We start from the raw sequence: 16,415 nt of genomic DNA, 5'->3' as shown, positions 1-16,415 counted from the left end.
GGAAATAACGGCGGAGAGATGATTATGATTTCGGATAACGCCGTGGTTTTGAAATTTTGAATTTTGGAATGACAAGATAGGTATTGCCTATTTCCGTCATATCTGCCGATTTCGTGCGTCAAAATGCCGTCTGAAGCCTGTTTCAGGTTTCAGACGGCATTGCCTGCACGCTTACCGTTTAATAAGCGTATGTTTTACCGCTAAATATTTAGAGGCACTTACCATTCGAAATTGACACCGGCGTGATAAGCCACACCGCCGCTGGGTGCAAAGGCAAATCCTGCTTTTGTTGCAAATTTTTCGTTGTAACGGTAACCGACACCGACGGCAAATGCGGATTGCGACCGATAACCGCCCACAGCGGCGGTAACGTTTGCCTTGCCGACAGAGTAGGGTTGGAATAAACCGCTTAACGCGGCTTGTGCCGCCAAACCGCGTTTCAGTTTTTTGTTTTCAGCATCTGCCGTTTTTCCGTCATTCGTCGCAACAACCGCAGTCTCATCAGAATTCGTCGCTGCAAGCGAGTAGCTAGAAACTACCCCCCCGCGATTACCAGCAGGGAAAGCACTGACGGTGCCAATAATTTTTTCATCATTAAAATTCCTATGGTTAGTATGATACAAAGCGTGAAATTACGATTAATCCGCCATTTTCCAACTTATGCGGAAATATGCTTCCCAACCGTAAGCCTGCATTGTAAAACAATAACATTCAATTACTGAATAATTTTCGCAGATTCAAGGAAAAAATCCTGATTCCTTACTTCTGCCTTCTTTATTTCATCATTCCCCGGCAGGCGCGGATTTGGTTTTTGCGTTTCAGTTGCTTTTAGGCTTCAGGCAACTTTTAAATCGTCATTCCTGATAAATACCCGCAATCTAAAATCCCGTCATTCCTGCGCAGATGGGAATCTAGGTTTGTCCTCACCGAAACCGATATGCCGTCATTCCCGCGAAGGCGGGAATCCAGACCCTTCGGCACAGAAACTTATCGGATAAAACGGTTTCTTTAGATTCTACGTCCTAGATTCCCGCCTTCGCGGGAATGACGAATGACGGTGTAAAAGTAACTCGAAATCCAAAAAGCCATACCGCCCGAATTTTTGCCCGATCAGTATGGCTTTTTGCTTCAAACCGTTTCAGCGGATGTCGATGTACGCGCCGGAATGCAGGTCGCGCAACAGGCTGACGGTTGCCTGTTCTGCCTTCTGCTGGAAAATATATTGCCGTACGGAATTGCGGACGCGTTCCTGAGGCGTGCCCGCCTCGCGTACTTCGTTCAGCTTGATGATGTGCCAGCCGAACTGGGTGCGTATGGGCGCGCTGACTTGGCCGGGTTTGAGGCTGCGGACGGCTTCTTCAAAGGCGGGAACCATTACGCCGTCGGCAAACCAGCCCAAATCGCCGCCGTTGCCTGCGCTCGCGTCTTGCGAATATTGGCGCGCCAGGCTGGAAAAGTCTGCACCGCTGCGTGCCTCTCCGTAGATTTTGCGGATGGTGCTTTCTGCGCCGACAGCGGCGTTTTCGCTGTCGGCCTTAATCAGGATGTGTTGGGCGCGGTATTGGCGCATCGGCTCGCCTTCGGGCAGGGTAACGCCCTGTTTCTGCGCCTGTTCGATAAAGCGGTCGACCTCTGCCTCGCTTACCCGGCTGTTCTGCATTACTGCCTGCTGGCGGACTTTTTCGGCAATAATGCTGTCGGCAAGTTCGCGGCGTTGTTCGGCAGACAGGTTCTTAAGCGCGGGGTTTTGCGCGGCGACGGCGGCAATTTCTGCCTCGCCCGCCTGAATGTTGCGGCGTTTGCCCGCCTGTACGATCAGTGATTGGTTGACCAGCTGCATCAGTACTTGTTCGGTCAATGCCGTATCGCTGATTTGTACGCCTTTGGGCAGGTTTGCCTTGGCATCGGCAACAGCCTGTGCCAGCCTGCGGCGTGTGATGACTTCGTTGTCGGCAACGGCGGCGATGCCGTCTGAAAAGTGTATACCGCCTTCCTGTTGGGCGGCTTCTTGGCGTGCCGTCTCCGCCGGCTTGGCGGCAGGTGCGGGTTTTGCCGCACGGGGTGCCGCTTGGCTGTAGGACGCGCTCAGCAGTGCGGCGGCTATCATCAGGGTTTTTATCTTCATCGATATTTCCTTATCGGTTGGATTCCGCACTTGGGTTCGCGGAATCGGGGTTGTTCGTCGGACGGCAGGTTCGTTGGAACAGGACGGGGATTCGGTCTGTTTACGGCTGCGTTTTGCGCCTGCCTGAAAGGTCCAGATTCGGGATATAGCCGGGTACGGCAATGTCCATCGCACCTTTGGGAACCCTGCCGATATTGCTCAAGTCTTTTAATTGCAGGGTAAGGAAGACAGCGTTTTTGTAGGTGTTCTCTCCGGTAACGTAACGTTGCGCATACATGCCGGCACTCCAGCAGCCGCAACTGCTCCGATATTCGGCACCCGCCAGCATTTCTATCGGTTTTTTGGCTTCAAAACCGTAGTTGTAGCGGGCGACGGCCGACAGGTTGCGCGTCAGCGGCCATTGTGCGGACAGGTCGAGCTGGCTGAGTTTGTCGTAAAAATAGGAACCGTCGGACTTCAGGTAGATTTTTTCGTTGCGCCCGTATTTGTAGCGGGCGTTCAACACTTTGCCCTGTGCGGGACGGTAGCTTGCACCGACGGCGTAGTTCTCGGCGCGTTTGTCGTTTTGGTTGTAGTGGATGCTGCTGTCGAGGATGAAGCGGCTGCCGATGCTGCCGGAGGCAAATGCCACCCAGTCGGAACGGTTGCGCGGATTTTTGCCGACGCTGCCGTCAAGCATCACCGCATCATCCTTGAAATAGAATTTCTGACCGATGCCGGCGCGGAAACGCTCTTCCCCCGTCACACCGTCCAAAATACGGCTTTGTACGGCGGCGGAAAGGCTGTTTGCGGCATTGATCCTGTCGTTGCCGTAATAGAGGTTTTCACGGAAGAGCTGCCCGTAGCCGAAGCTGCTTTCCGACGAATCGAAATTGGGCAGGTCGTTTTGGGATTTGGCAGGAATATAGTTGTAGAACAGGCGCGGCTCGAGGGTTTGCAGGACTTCTCCGCCGAACAGCCGCGTATTCCGCTCGAAGGTTGCGCCGCTGTCGATATTGACAATGGGCAGCACGCGGCTGACGCGGCGCGGCTCTTTGCCGTCGAAGCGGTTAAGGCTGTAGTAGGTGGCGTGCAGCCCGAGCTTGGGCCGGATATAACCCCAGCTGCTGCCGAACTCCCATTTGACGCCGGGATACACGACCAGGCGGCTGCCGTCTTGGCGGCTGTCGTGGCTGAAGCGGGTAAATTGTGCGGACACGCCGATTTGCGCCCTGCCTGCGTTTTTATGCCAATCGGCAGAAAGGCGTGGCATCAGAGCATACGGTTTGTCTTTGTAGCCGTTTTGGTTTGCCAGCGTCTGGTATTTTTGTGCCGACAATCCGACGTTCAAAATGCCACCAGCCGCCCTGCCGCCATAATCCAGCCATACGCGGCGGTTGAGGTTGACGTTGCCGGCGATTTCTTCGCTGCCGTAAAAGTCGCGGTAGTAGCCGCTGTCGGAGACTTGGTTGAAATCGACACCCGCCTGAAGCGTGTCGGAAATGTCGTGCCGGTGCTGCCATTTTGCCTGATAGCGGTTGTTCCTGCCGCTTTTCTTATCGTGCGGCAGCCAGGCTAGGTCGGCCTGTCCGCTGTAATCGGGACGCAGGTAACGGATTTGTCCGTCAAACGTCGCGCCGCGTTCGCCGATAATGCCAGGGGCAAAGGTGGCATCGAAGTTGGGGGCAAGGTTGAAATAATAGGGAACGGAAAGGGAAACGCCGTCCGAACCGGCGGACAGTGAGGGAACAAGCAGGCCGCTTTTGCGGTTGCCGTCAAGCGGGAAGTCCGCCCAAGGCGTATAGAAAAGGGGAACGCCGCCGAACACGAAGGCGGCGTGTTTGGCAACGCCTATGCCTTTTTCCCGATCGGCTTCGACAGAGGCTGCCTTGACATACCAGCCGGCATCGCCGGCGGAACAGGTGTTGAATTGGGTTTCCGTCAGTTTGTAATGCCCTTCGCCCAACATTTCGGCGGTGCGGCTGACGCTTTGCAGCCGCCGTCCGCCTTGTTCGGTTTCCATGCGGACGTTGTGTGCTTCGCCGGTCTGCTGCTCGAGATTGTAGGTCAGGGTTTCGCCCCGAATCAGCGTACCGTCCTGTTGGAGGGCGAAACGGTCGCCTACGGTAACGGTGTCGCCCGACTGGTCGTAATCCGCCCAATCGGTATTGAGGACTGCGCCGTCCCGTTCGATGATAACGCTTCCTTCCGCGCGTACCTTGACCTGCGACTGCCCTTCCATCCTGTCGGCAACAATGCGCGTATAATCTTCGGGGATGAATGCTTCGCCGCTGCCTTGGACGGCAGCTTCGGTTCTCTCGGGGCTGCCGCTTTCGTTACTGCAAAACAGGCAGGTCGAACCGAGGCTCAGGCCGACAGGCTGCATGGGTTCGGACACGCTCCGAACGCTTCCTCCGGCGGTCTGATTGTCCGTTTCCTCCGCCGCAACGGCATCGGCGGCGGCGCAATGCGTGCCGAAGCAGAAGCCCAATGCCAGCACCAGTGGTTTGAGTGAAAATAAACGAGCCAAAATTGCCCCTCAGGTCGGTTTGCCAGTTAGAATAGCGTTTATTGTAACCTGAAATGCTTTAGTACTGTTATGCAACGACAAATCGAACTGAAAAATTGGCTTCAGACCGTCTATCCCGACCGCAGTTTCGAACTGGCCTTTGCGGCGGCGGATGCTGATTTCCGCCGCTATTTCCGTGCAACGTTTTCAGACGGCAGCAGTGTCGTCTGCATGGATGCGCCGCCCGACAAGATGAGTGTCGCGCCTTATTTGAAGGTGCAGAAACTGTTTGACATGGTCAATGTGCCGCAGATATTGCACGCGGACACGGATTTGGGGTTTGTGGTATTGAACGACTTGGGCAATACGACGTTTTTAACCGCGATGCTTCAGGAGCAGGGCGAAGCGGCACACAAAGCCCTGTTGCTGGAGGCCATCGGCGAGCTGGTCGAATTGCAGAAGGCAAGCCGTGAAGGGGTTTTGCCCGAATATGACCGTGAAACGATGCTGCGCGAAATCAACCTGTTCCCGGAATGGTTTGTCGCAAAAGAATTGGGGCGAGAATTAACATTCAAGCAACGCCAACTTTGGCAGCAAACCGTTGATACACTGCTGCCGCCCCTGTTGGTGCAGCCCAAAGTCTATGTACACCGCGACTTTATTGTCCGCAACCTGATGCTGACGCGCGGCAGGCCGGGCGTTTTAGACTTCCAAGACGCGCTTTACGGCCCGATTTCCTACGATTTGGTGTCGCTGTTGCGCGATGCCTTTATCGAATGGGAAGAAGAATTTGTCTTGGACTTGGTTATCCGCTACTGGGAAAAGGCGCGGGCTGCCGGCTTGCCCGTCCCCGAAGCGTTTGACGAGTTTTACCGCTGGTTCGAATGGATGGGCGTGCAGCGGCACTTGAAGGTTGCAGGCATCTTCGCACGCCTGTACTACCGCGACGGCAAAGACAAATACCGTCCGGAAATCCCGCGTTTCTTAAACTATCTGCGCCGCGTATCGCGCCGTTATGCCGAACTCGCCCCGCTCTACGCGCTCTTGGTCGAACTGGTCGGCGATGAAGAACTGGAAACGGGCTTTACGTTCTAAGAAACAGCCCTCCGAACGCTTGAAACTAAAAATGCAGTCTGAACCTGAAATCGGGTTCAGACTGCATTTTTCAGATAGGCTTACTGCGCGGCTTTTTGTTCTTCGCGTACTTTGTCCGCCAAAAGGTCGATGGTGTTCATACCGGATTCCCAGTCGGCAAATTCGACTTTATATTTGCCGCCGACGATAACCGTGGGCGTACCGTCGATTTGGAAGGTTTCAGTCAGCTCCTGCATTTTGTCGGCGCGCGCCTGGCTTTCGGGAGATTCGTAGGCGGCAAGGACTTTTTTGCCGTCAAAGGCGGTTTGTTCACCCAGCCATTTTTTGAGGACTTCCGGCTCTTGCAGCTTAATTTTCTGATTAACCATCGCATCGAAAATATGGCTGTTCGCCACATCTTTGCTTTCGGCGGCAGCCATATCGACGGCGGCGGCAAGGCGTGCCAGCGGCAGCATTTCTTTCTGCCAGACGACGTGCTCGGTACGCAGGTACATATCGTCTTTAAAAGACTTGGCGTGTTTGCTCAAAACAGGTTCGAGGTGGGCGCAGTGCGGGCAGAAATAGCCGAAAAACTCAAGGACTTCAACCTTGCCTGCCTGCTGTTGGGGAATCGGGTTGGAAAGGACAGTATAGTTTTGCCCTTCGACCAGCCCTGCCGGGGCGGCGGCTGCCGAAGCGGCAGGCGCGCTGTCGGCGGGGACGCTGGTTTGGACTTTGCTGTCGCACGCGGCAAGGGCGAACAGGGCGGCAACGCCGAGGGCAAGGTGTCTGGATTTCATACAGCTCTCCGTGATGTTGGAAATAAATCGGATATTGGTATTTTATTGTATTTTCGCGTGTTGATACAGTTTGCCTCCGGAAAAGGAAGCTTTCGTATCGGGAAACCGGCTCGGACGACATGAAACCCGATGCCGTCTGAAGCGGTTTCTGTCGTACAATACGCGCCGTTGCCCCAAACGGGTACGACTGTTGAGGAACAATGATGAATATGCTTGGAGCTTTGGCAAAAGTCGGCAGCCTGACGATGGTGTCGCGCGTTTTGGGATTTGTGCGCGATACAGTCATTGCGCGCGCATTCGGCGCAGGCATGGCGACGGATGCGTTTTTTGTCGCGTTCAAACTGCCCAACCTGCTGCGCCGCGTGTTTGCGGAAGGGGCGTTTGCCCAAGCGTTTGTGCCGATTTTGGCGGAATATAAGGAAACGCGTTCGAAAGAGGCGACGGAGGCTTTTATCCGCCATGTGGCGGGGATGCTGTCGTTTGTGCTGGTCATCGTTACCGCGCTGGGCATACTTGCCGCGCCTTGGGTGATTTATGTTTCCGCACCCGGTTTTGCCAAAGATGCCGACAAATTTCAGCTCTCCATCGATTTGCTGCGGATTACGTTCCCCTATATCTTATTGATTTCACTTTCCTCTTTTGTCGGCTCAGTACTCAATTCCTATCATAAATTCAGCATTCCGGCGTTTACGCCCACGTTTCTGAACGTGTCGTTTATCGTATTCGCGCTGTTTTTCGTGCCGTATTTCGATCCTCCCGTTACCGCACTGGCATGGGCGGTTTTTGTCGGCGGCATTTTGCAACTCGGCTTCCAACTGCCCTGGCTGGCGAAACTGGGTTTTTTGAAACTGCCCAAACTGAATTTCAAAGATGCGGCGGTCAACCGCGTGATGAAACAGATGGCGCCTGCGATTTTGGGCGTGAGCGTGGCGCAGATTTCTTTGGTGATTAACACGATTTTCGCGTCTTATCTGCAATCGGGCAGCGTTTCATGGATGTATTACGCCGACCGCATGATGGAGCTGCCCAGCGGCGTGCTGGGGGCGGCGCTCGGTACGATTTTGCTGCCGACTTTGTCCAAACACGCAGCAAACCAAGATACGGAACAGTTTTCCGCCCTGCTCGACTGGGGTTTGCGCCTGTGCATGCTGCTGACGCTGCCGGCGGCGGTTGGACTGGCGGTGTTGTCGTTCCCGCTGGTGGCAACCTTGTTTATGTACCGAGAATTCACGCTGTTTGACGCGCAGATGACGCAACACGCGCTGATTGCCTATTCTTTCGGTTTAATCGGTTTGATCATGATTAAAGTGTTGGCACCCGGCTTCTATGCGCGGCAAAACATCAAAACGCCCGTCAAAATCGCCATCTTCACGCTCATCTGCACGCAGTTGATGAACCTTGCCTTTATCGGCCCACTGAAACACGTCGGACTTTCGCTTGCCATCGGTCTGGGCGCGTGCATCAATGCCGGATTGTTGTTCTTCCTGTTACGCAAACACGGTATTTACCGGCCCGGCAAGGGTTGGGCGGCGTTCTTGGCAAAAATGCTGCTCTCGCTCGCCGTGATGGGAGGCGGCCTGTATGCCGCCCAAATCTGGCTGCCGTTCGACTGGGTACACGCCGGCGGAATGCAAAAGGCCGCCCGGCTCTTCATCCTAATTGTCATCGGAGGCTGTCTGTATTTCGCATCACTGGCGGCACTGGGCTTCCGTCCGCGCCATTTCAAACGGGTGGAAAGCTGACCGATGCCGATATCCTTTTTCGGAAAACGCTTTTTCCGCGCCTATATTCGGACGCGCATCCCCCGCGTCCGCATCGGCCGGACGGGCTGCCGCATCATCAATGCCGTCTGAAAACAAGAAAACCGATACCTTATGATTTTGACACCGCCGGACACGCCCTTTTTCCTCCGCAACGGCAATGCCGACACGCTGGCCGCCAAATTCCTGCAACGCCCCGCACCCACATACCGCCGCGAGCTGCTTCCCGACAGCACGGGTAAAACCAAAGTCGCCTACGACTTTTCAGACGGCATTTCGCCCGATGCGCCGCTGGTCGTGCTGTTTCACGGTTTGGAGGGCGGCAGTGGCAGCCATTACGCGGTCGAACTGATGCTCGCGGTACGCAATCGCGGTTGGAACGGCGTAGTCGTCCATTTCCGCAGCTGCGGCGGCGTAGCGAACACCGCCCCGGTGTTCTACCACTTGGGCGATACCGCCGAAATCGCCTTTACTTTGGACACGCTCGCCGCGCGTTACCGTGAAATATACGCCGTCGGCGTATCGCTGGGCGGCAACGCGCTGGCAAAATATTTGGGCGAACGGGGCGAAAACGCGCTGCCGCACGCCTCGGCCGCCGTATCCGCCCCCGTCGATGCAGAGGCGGCAGGCAGACGCTTCGACAGCGGCATCACGCGGCTGCTCTACACGCGCTACTTCCTCCGCACCCTGATACCCAAAGCACGGTCGCTCCAAGGTTTTCAGACGGCATTTGCCGCAGGGTGCAAAACACTGGGCGAGTTTGACGACCATTTCACCGCACCGCTGCACGGCTTTGCCGATCGGCACGACTACTACCGCCAAACTTCCTGCAAACCGCTGCTCAAACACGTTGCCAAACCGCTGCTGCTGCTCAATGCCGTCAATGACCCCTTCCTGCCGCCCGAAGCACTGCCGACACCGGACGAAGTGTCCGAAGCCGTTACCCTGTTCCAACCTGCACACGGTGGGCACGCCGGCTTTGTCAGCAGCACCGGTGGCAGGCTGCACCTGCAATGGCTGCCGCAGACCGTCCTGTCCTATTTCGACAGCTTCCGCACAAACAGGCGTTAACGGTTTGATGCTAATATTCCCCCTTTCCCCAGACGAATACGGAACACGATATGACCGACATCCTCAATAAAATCCTTGCCACCAAAGCACAGGAAGTTGCCGCTCAAAAAGCCGCCGTTTCCCCCGAACACATCCGCGCACTTGCCGCAGAAGCCGCGCCCGTCCGCAGCTTCATCGATTCGATACGCGGCAAACACCGCCTAAACCTGCCCGCCGTCATTGCCGAAATCAAAAAGGCAAGCCCGAGCAAAGGGTTAATCCGTCCGGACTTCCGACCGGCCGAGATTGCACGCGCCTATGAAAACGCCGGAGCGGCGTGTTTGTCCGTACTGACCGACAAACCCTATTTCCAAGGTTCGCCCAAATACCTCAAACAGGCGCGCGAAGCCGTATCGCTGCCCGTGCTGCGCAAAGACTTCATCATCGACGAATACCAGGTTTATCAGGCGCGCGCATGGGGGGCGGATGCCGTCCTGCTGATTGCCGCAGCACTGGAACAGGAACAATTGGAACGCTTTGAAGCGGTGGCGCACGAATTGGGCATGACCGTCCTGCTCGAACTGCACGATGAAACCGAATTGGAAAAATGCCGCAACCTGACCACGCCGTTGTGGGGCGTAAACAACCGCAACCTGCGGACTTTTGAAGTCTCCCTCGACCAAACCCTGTCGCTGCTGCCCGCGCTGGAAGGCAAAACCGTCGTTACCGAAAGCGGCATTACGGGTAAGGCGGATGTGGAATTTATGCGGGCGCGCGGCGTGCACACCTTCCTGATCGGCGAAACGTTCATGCGTGCCGGCGATATTGAGGCGGAAGTGGGCAAACTCTTCTAAATCCCGATTTCAGACGGCATATTGCCGCCGACCGACCAACACCCTTACAAAGCACGGAACCATCATGCACCGACCGACCGCCAAACAGATTCTGCACGAAGTATTCGGCTATCCCGAATTTCGCGGCAGGCAGGAGGCTGTCATCAATACTTTGGCAGGCGGCGGCAGTTTGACGGTGCTGATGCCGACGGGCGGCGGCAAGTCTTTGTGTTACCAGATTCCCGCGCTGATGCGCGAAGGCGTGGCGGTTGTCGTATCGCCGCTGATTGCGCTGATGAACGACCAAGTGGCAAACCTGCACGCCGCCGGCATCGAAGCGGCGGCAGTCAACAGCGGCACATCGGCAGACGGGGCGCGCGATATTGCCGACCGGCTCGCCCAAGGCCGTCTGAAACTGCTTTATGTCGCGCCGGAACGCTTGGTTACCGACCGCTTTTTGCGTTTTCTCGACCAACAAACCGTCAGCCTGTTTGCCATTGATGAGGCGCATTGCGTCAGCCAATGGGGACACGATTTCCGCCCCGAATACCGACAGCTCGGCATGCTTGCCGAACGCTATCCGAACGTCCCGCGCATCGCCCTGACCGCCACCGCTGATGCCGCCACGCGCGCCGACATCAAGCATTATCTGCACTTGGACAATGCGCCCGAATTTATTTCCAGCTTTGACCGCCCGAATATTTATTATCAGGTTATCGAAAAAAACAACGGCAAAAAGCAACTGCTTGAATTTATCCGCAAAGAAATGATGGGGCAAAGCGGCATTGTGTACTGCCTAAGCCGCAAAAAGGTTGAAGATGTGGCGCAGTTTTTGCGTGAAAACGGATTAAACGCGATTCCGTATCATGCCGGTTTGAGCATGGACGTACGCGAGGAAAACCAACGCCGCTTTACGCATGAAGACAATATTATCGTGGTGGCGACCGTGGCGTTCGGCATGGGCATAGACAAACCTGACGTGCGCTTTGTCGCCCATCTCGATATGCCCCAAAGTGTCGAACATTTCTATCAGGAATCGGGACGCGCCGGACGGGACGGACTGCCTGCCGTGAGCTGGCTGTGTTACGGTTTGAACGATTGGGTGTTGCTGCGCGAACGGATTGCCGAAGGCAACAGCGACGATGTGCAAAAGCAAATCGAAATGCAAAAACTCGATGCCATGCTTTCCGTCTGCGAAACCGCCGCTTGCCGCCGCGTGTTGCTGCTCAAACATTTCGGCGAAGAATCCGAACCCTGCGGCCATTGCGACAACTGCCTGCATCCGCCTGTACGGTTTGACGGCACGGTGTTGGTGCAAAAATTACTCAGCTGCGTGTACCGCGCCGGACAACGTTTTGCCGCCGGTTACATCACCAACCTTTTGCGCGGCAAAAGCGACGATTGGATACGCGGCAACCGGCACGAGCAACTGTCCACATTCGGCATCGGTGCGGAGTTGTCCGACAAAGAATGGCGCAGCGTCATCCGCCAGTGCATCAGCCTCGGCTATCTCACCGTCAACATTACCCGATATCAGGCATTGCAACTGACCGAAGCCGCCAAAAAAGTCCTCAAAGGCGAAACCGAAGTGATGCTGCGCCCGCTCAAGCGCGACAAGCCCGCCGTCCGCACCCTCAAAGACAACTGGCTGCGTACCGAACGCGAAGAACGCCTGTGGCAGGCATTGCGCGTTTGGCGTATGAAACAGGCAGAAGCCGAAGGCATCCCCGCCTATATGATTTTCGGCGACAAAACCCTGCGCGACCTTGTCGAAAAAATGCCGCAAGACCTCAACGGGCTGCACGACATCTACGGTTTGGGCGAAGCCAAAATCGACCGTTTCGGACACGGCATCCTCAAAGTCTGCCAAAACGCTGCCGACTTTAGCCACGATGCCGTCATCCGCCCGCAAACCGAACGCGAACAACAACTGCGTCAAAAACTCGAAGCCTGGCGGTATAAACAGGCAAGGGCGGAAAACTGCGCCCTGCATGCCGTCCTCTCCGACGAAAGCCTTGCCAATATGCTTGCCGATACGCCCGAAACCGAAACCGACCTCGAAGGCGTGCACGGCTTGGGCAGCGTACGCGCCGCCAAATACGGACGGGACATCCTCACCGTCTGCCGTCCGTTTTCAGACGGCATCGATGAAACCGCCAAACGCAAACGCCGCCTGATGCGCGCCCTGATCCAATGGTGCAACGAAACGGCAAAACACGAACAGTCCGAACCCTACCGCATTCTCAGCAAAGCCGCCCTGCGCGCCATTGCCGCCAAACAGCCGGAAGGTTTGGCGGAGCTTGCCGCCGTATACGGCGTAGGCGAAGAAAAAGCCGCACGTTACGGTGCGGCGGTGTTGGCGGTGTTGGAACGGGATGCCGTCTGAGGCCCGTTACCAAGTTTCAGACGGCATTGCCTCTATTTAAAAATTCCTGTTTTTATCAAATATTTCAAACAGTTTTTCCTTGTCGGCACAAGACCCCTCCGGTATCAGGTTCAATATCGTTTCCAACGCCTCGGCAATATCTTCCCGTTCTACCGTGTCAATAAAGAGTTTTTTGTCCATTTTGTTGAAACCTCCGGTATAGGCTTTGACCGCCTCTGCCAGCTCCTCTCCTATGTTTTCAGGCGGATTGCCGAGCAGTTTGACCACGCCGGCACGGGTTTTCCGGTACAGCTCCGCCGCTTTTTTGGCATGGCTTTTCGGAATATGCTCCGCACCGTCCCAATCACGGAAGGGGTTATCGAAATTTTGCGCCAGCCATTCGGGTTTTCGGGCTTTTTCTATCCACAGGTCCAGCCCGTCTTCCTTCCGTTTCTTATAAAGTTTCTTCACTGCCTTCGCCGCCTCTTCGGGCAGGCTGCTCATCCACAGCCTGTGCAGCTTCGGCAGCCGGTCGGGATGCGGGATGTCGTCCGCGCCGAAACCGAACAAATCTACGGTAGTGAACACTTCCAAATCCTCAAATCCCGATACGGCGGAAAAATTGGCGATATTGCCCGGTTTGCCCCACAGCCGTATGGTTTTGAGCTTAGGATACGTTTCCGACAGGTTTTGCATATCAAAATCGGCAATGCCCATGACGTTGACGGCGGTCAGGTTTTCCAAACCCTGCACTTCAGGAACGCTTTTACCCACTTCCAAAATCAGACCCGCGCCCTTTTCGGCGGTATAGACCTTGCAGTTTTCCTTGATTTCGCCTTTCAGGTTCAGGCTGTCCAAGCCTTCGTTCAGATAAAGCGATTCCACGCCGGTCATATCGACAGAAAGGTCGGTTATGCGCGTATTGCTGAAATCCAGCACGGTCTGACCGTGGTTTTCCAGACACAATCGGGTGATAAACGGATATTCCTCCAGATATTCATATAGATTTTTATGCCATTTGGTCAGAAACAGCGAAGACAGGCAGGGAAACGCCTTCAGTTCCATCGCGTCTTCAAAATCGTCCCAAACATCGCTCAAATTCTGTTTGGATATGCCGTATTCCCGTCCGGCAAACATCACGGTCTTTTTGCTTTTGGCGGCTTTTTTGAATGCCTTTCTCTGTTTTTCGGGTATCTGCTGCCATCTCAACTGACGGTACACGTCGTAGCCGTCGCCCCAAAAAGAGGCATACCGCTGCGTGTCTTCGCCGACCAGCGGCGCGGTATTCCCAACCCGTACATATCCCGTCGGCACGACGGCACTTGCCTTATACATGTGCAGACCGCGTTCCCAATACATAAAGTCTTTGTAGAGCGGTTTCAAATCCGCCAGCTCCGCCGACCCAAGCGGTTTGTTGCCCTGCCAGTCCAAAGCCAGCAGGGTTGCATATGTTTTTTTACCGCCGTGTTCTTCAACTCGGGTAACCTGGCAGGCAGTGTACTGCTTCAGTCTGATGTTATAGACGCAATATACGTCTCCGGCATCGGCATACATCGGCATTTCCTTTATTTCTGTAGGTTTTCACAGACAGATGCCGTCTGAAACTTGGAAACGGCTTCAGACGGCATCTGCACATCATCTCTTCGGAAAAAACTGCACTACGTTCTCCCCCTGCGGCAGCATCAGTTTTTTCACGGCGTGTCCGTACACCGTTTCCAGCGTAATGCCCAAACCGCCTTCCCGTTCAAATATCGCCCCGACACACGAACGCGCGGCGTTTTCATCGTTCCACGCCATCGCCCGCCAAACGCCCAGCGTATCCATATCCGCCCAAAACGTTTCCGCCTTTTTGTAATCCAACACCAGCTTCGCCGTATCGGTAACGGGGTCGTAAAAGCCGTTTTCGGCGAGCATATCGCCCAAGTCGTGCATATCGGGAAACATCACGCTGCGGCTTTCAATGCCGTTTTCTTTCAGACGGCATTTCAGTTCCGCCAAGGTATCTCGCCCGAAGCAGGTGAAAAACAGCAGCCCGTCCGTCTTCAGCGCGCGCGCCCAATTTTGCAGCACGGGGACGATGCTTTCCGCCTCCGTCAAACCGAGGTTGGACCACAACATATCGGCACACGCTTCGGGCAGCGGCGCGGTCGGGGATTGGCAGTGTTGCACCACGCCCTTACCCGTAAACCTTTGCCAAAAACCGCCTTTGCGGGCGGCAGCCGCAGCCGCCAAAAAATCCGCACGGGAATCGTATTCTTCAAATACCGCCTGCGGATAGCGTTTCGCCAGCAGGCTGCGGCTGATGTCCGCATCCGCACCGGCAAGCAGGATATGCTTGGGCGCGTTGCGGACGAGTGTCAGGCGTTGGTCGGCATGTTCGGCGAGATGGCGGTGAACCTGCCAGCATTTGTCCTGCGGATTCATGTCAAACCCCTTCGACAAAGTCGCGGTACAGCGCGGCAAACGCTTCCGCATGGCTCAAAAACGGCGCATGCGCCGCCTTTTCCATTACAACCAGCCTGCTTCCTTTCAAATGCCGGTGCAGATACTCGCCCATACGCGGCGGCGTAATCGCGTCTTTGCCGCCGAACACCAGCAGTACCGGAACATCTATCTTGTCCAACAAATGCCGCGCATCCGCCCGCTCCGCCGCGTCCAAAGCTTCCTGCAAGGCTTGAGGCGTGCCGCAGCGCGCCAAATCGGGCAGGATTCTGCCTATGATTCCGTCCGCATCAGGCGTGTGCAAAAGCTGTAATTGTAGAAACTGTTTGATATGTTTGGCATAATCCGAACGGAACGCACCGACCATTTTGCCCAGTGCAGGCGCGGCAAGCCCTTCGGGATAATCTTCGTCAGCCGTCAGTCGGGCGAAACTCGCCGTCAGGCAGAGCGAACGGACTTTTCCGGGATGGCGGGCCGCCAGATACAGCGCAACCAATCCGCCGAGCGACCAGCCGAGAATGTCGGCGGGCGTATCGATTTGTGCGGCAACAGCGTCGGCAGCTGCCTCAATATCGAAGGGTTGCGCGAAGGGCGCGTCGCCGTGTCCGGGCAAATCGACGGCGGACACCGACCACGTTGCAGGCAGACGGGGCATTAGGTCGTCGAACACATGGCGGTTCGCCCCCCAACCGTGTATCAGGTAAACTTTTTTGACGGCATCAGGCATGGATTTTCTCTCTTGTTGGCGGCGCATCGCAGACGCGGCCGCAGTCAGACACTGCGTATTATGCCACGATTCATCAGACGTTTCAGACGGCATCTGCGCCAGCTGCAATACCGATTTGGCAAGTTTCCGCACCGACGCGGCAAACAGCTGCCCCCTGTGTTTCAGACACATCCAAGGCGGATCGGCGTGCGGCATTTGCCAAAAGAAACCGCCCGCATTCGACCGGATGTGGGCCTCGCTGCATTACGAACCACCCGTCAGCAACATGATACGTACGCTGAAACACTTGGCAGACTTGGGCATGATTCGCCCGTTGGCAAACCTGATGGTACAAAACCCGCCCGACTGGCTTGCAGACGAATGTTTCGATTTCGTCCTGCCCGTACCGCTGGGCAAAGAACGGCTGCTTCAACGCGGCTTCAATCAAAGCGAAAGTATCGTCGGGCTGCTGGCGCAACGCTACGGTTGGCGCACACTACCGCGGCATACCGTATTCCGACACCACCGCCCGCCGCAAAGCACGCTCAAAGGCAGCGAACGGCGGCGAAACATCAAAAACGCCTTTGAAATCCGCACACCGATACCGGAAAACTGTAATATTCTGTTAATCGACGATGTCTTTACCACCGGCGCGACACTGAACGAACTGGCGAAGATGCTGAAAAAATCGGGCGCGAACCGCATCTGCTGCTGGACGCTGGCACGCACGCCAATGAAAAAATAACTAAATTTTTTGACACCCCATCCGCCT

General features: G+C 55.6%; 13 protein-coding genes. 6 read left to right on the top strand and 7 right to left on the bottom strand.

The features are described from left to right. Positions 1-218 precede the first annotated feature (218 nt). The 3 genes from Q9J80_RS08335 to Q9J80_RS08325 form a co-directional block, all read right to left on the bottom strand. Positions 219-431 carry a YadA C-terminal domain-containing protein gene (locus Q9J80_RS08335; RefSeq protein WP_301673964.1) on the bottom strand — a complete coding sequence of 71 codons (213 nt, stop codon included), beginning with the start codon at positions 429-431 and terminating at the stop codon, positions 219-221. 707 nt (positions 432-1,138) lie between these two features. Beyond that, a complete protein-coding gene (locus tag Q9J80_RS08330) occupies positions 1,139-2,125 on the bottom strand; it encodes a peptidylprolyl isomerase (RefSeq protein ID WP_301673965.1) in 987 nt (328 codons plus the stop codon). 100 nt (positions 2,126-2,225) lie between these two features. Continuing rightward, positions 2,226-4,634, bottom strand: coding sequence for an LPS-assembly protein LptD (locus tag Q9J80_RS08325; RefSeq protein ID WP_304671513.1), 2,409 nt, complete (start codon positions 4,632-4,634; stop codon positions 2,226-2,228). A 69-nt stretch (positions 4,635-4,703) separates the two neighbouring features. On the opposite strand from Q9J80_RS08325, the gene amgK reads away from it, so the two are divergent. After that, positions 4,704-5,708, top strand: coding sequence for an N-acetylmuramate/N-acetylglucosamine kinase AmgK (amgK, locus tag Q9J80_RS08320; protein WP_301673967.1), 1,005 nt, complete (start codon positions 4,704-4,706; stop codon positions 5,706-5,708). Between the two features lie 80 nt (positions 5,709-5,788). Here amgK and Q9J80_RS08315 read toward each other — a convergent pair whose 3' ends face one another. After that, positions 5,789-6,487 (bottom strand): thiol:disulfide interchange protein DsbA/DsbL, encoded by a 699-nt coding sequence (locus Q9J80_RS08315; RefSeq protein ID WP_107863303.1) that lies wholly within the window; start codon positions 6,485-6,487, stop codon positions 5,789-5,791. 203 nt (positions 6,488-6,690) lie between these two features. Here Q9J80_RS08315 and murJ point away from each other — a divergent pair, with 203 nt between their 5' ends. The 4 genes from murJ (at position 6,691) to recQ (ending at position 12,516) form a co-directional block, all read left to right on the top strand. Next, positions 6,691-8,229, top strand: a complete 1,539-nt coding sequence (gene murJ, locus Q9J80_RS08310; protein ID WP_301674014.1) for a murein biosynthesis integral membrane protein MurJ — start codon at positions 6,691-6,693, stop codon at positions 8,227-8,229. 132 nt (positions 8,230-8,361) lie between these two features. Continuing rightward, the gene (locus Q9J80_RS08305) at positions 8,362-9,318 is read left to right on the top strand and encodes a YheT family hydrolase (protein WP_301673968.1); all 957 of its coding nucleotides are present in this window, start codon (positions 8,362-8,364) and stop codon (positions 9,316-9,318) included. Between the two features lie 50 nt (positions 9,319-9,368). Further along, the gene (gene trpC, locus Q9J80_RS08300) at positions 9,369-10,151 is read left to right on the top strand and encodes an indole-3-glycerol phosphate synthase TrpC (protein ID WP_301673969.1); all 783 of its coding nucleotides are present in this window, start codon (positions 9,369-9,371) and stop codon (positions 10,149-10,151) included. A gap of 64 nt (positions 10,152-10,215) precedes the next feature. Next, positions 10,216-12,516, top strand: coding sequence for a DNA helicase RecQ (gene recQ, locus Q9J80_RS08295; RefSeq protein WP_301673970.1), 2,301 nt, complete (start codon positions 10,216-10,218; stop codon positions 12,514-12,516). A 36-nt stretch (positions 12,517-12,552) separates the two neighbouring features. On the opposite strand, the gene Q9J80_RS08290 is transcribed toward recQ, so the two are convergent. The 3 genes from Q9J80_RS08290 to bioH form a co-directional block, all read right to left on the bottom strand. Continuing rightward, a complete protein-coding gene (locus Q9J80_RS08290) occupies positions 12,553-14,049 on the bottom strand; it encodes a gliding motility protein (protein WP_304672781.1) in 1,497 nt (498 codons plus the stop codon). An 81-nt stretch (positions 14,050-14,130) separates the two neighbouring features. After that, positions 14,131-14,919, bottom strand: coding sequence for a class I SAM-dependent methyltransferase (locus Q9J80_RS08285; protein ID WP_304671508.1), 789 nt, complete (start codon positions 14,917-14,919; stop codon positions 14,131-14,133). Position 14,920: 1 nt separating this feature from the next. Continuing rightward, positions 14,921-15,664 (bottom strand): pimeloyl-ACP methyl ester esterase BioH, encoded by a 744-nt coding sequence (gene bioH / locus Q9J80_RS08280; RefSeq protein ID WP_301673973.1) that lies wholly within the window; start codon positions 15,662-15,664, stop codon positions 14,921-14,923. On the opposite strand from bioH, the gene Q9J80_RS08275 reads away from it, so the two are divergent. After that, positions 15,663-16,388 (top strand): ComF family protein, encoded by a 726-nt coding sequence (locus Q9J80_RS08275; protein ID WP_301673974.1) that lies wholly within the window; start codon positions 15,663-15,665, stop codon positions 16,386-16,388. The genes bioH and Q9J80_RS08275 overlap by 2 nt on opposite strands. The last annotated feature ends 27 nt before the right edge of the window (positions 16,389-16,415 follow it).

The sequence above is a fragment of the Neisseria blantyrii genome (assembly GCF_962747855.1).
GTDB classification, from domain to species: Bacteria; Pseudomonadota; Gammaproteobacteria; order Burkholderiales; family Neisseriaceae; genus Neisseria; species Neisseria viridiae.
This window is presented reverse-complemented; position numbering and strand designations above follow the sequence as displayed.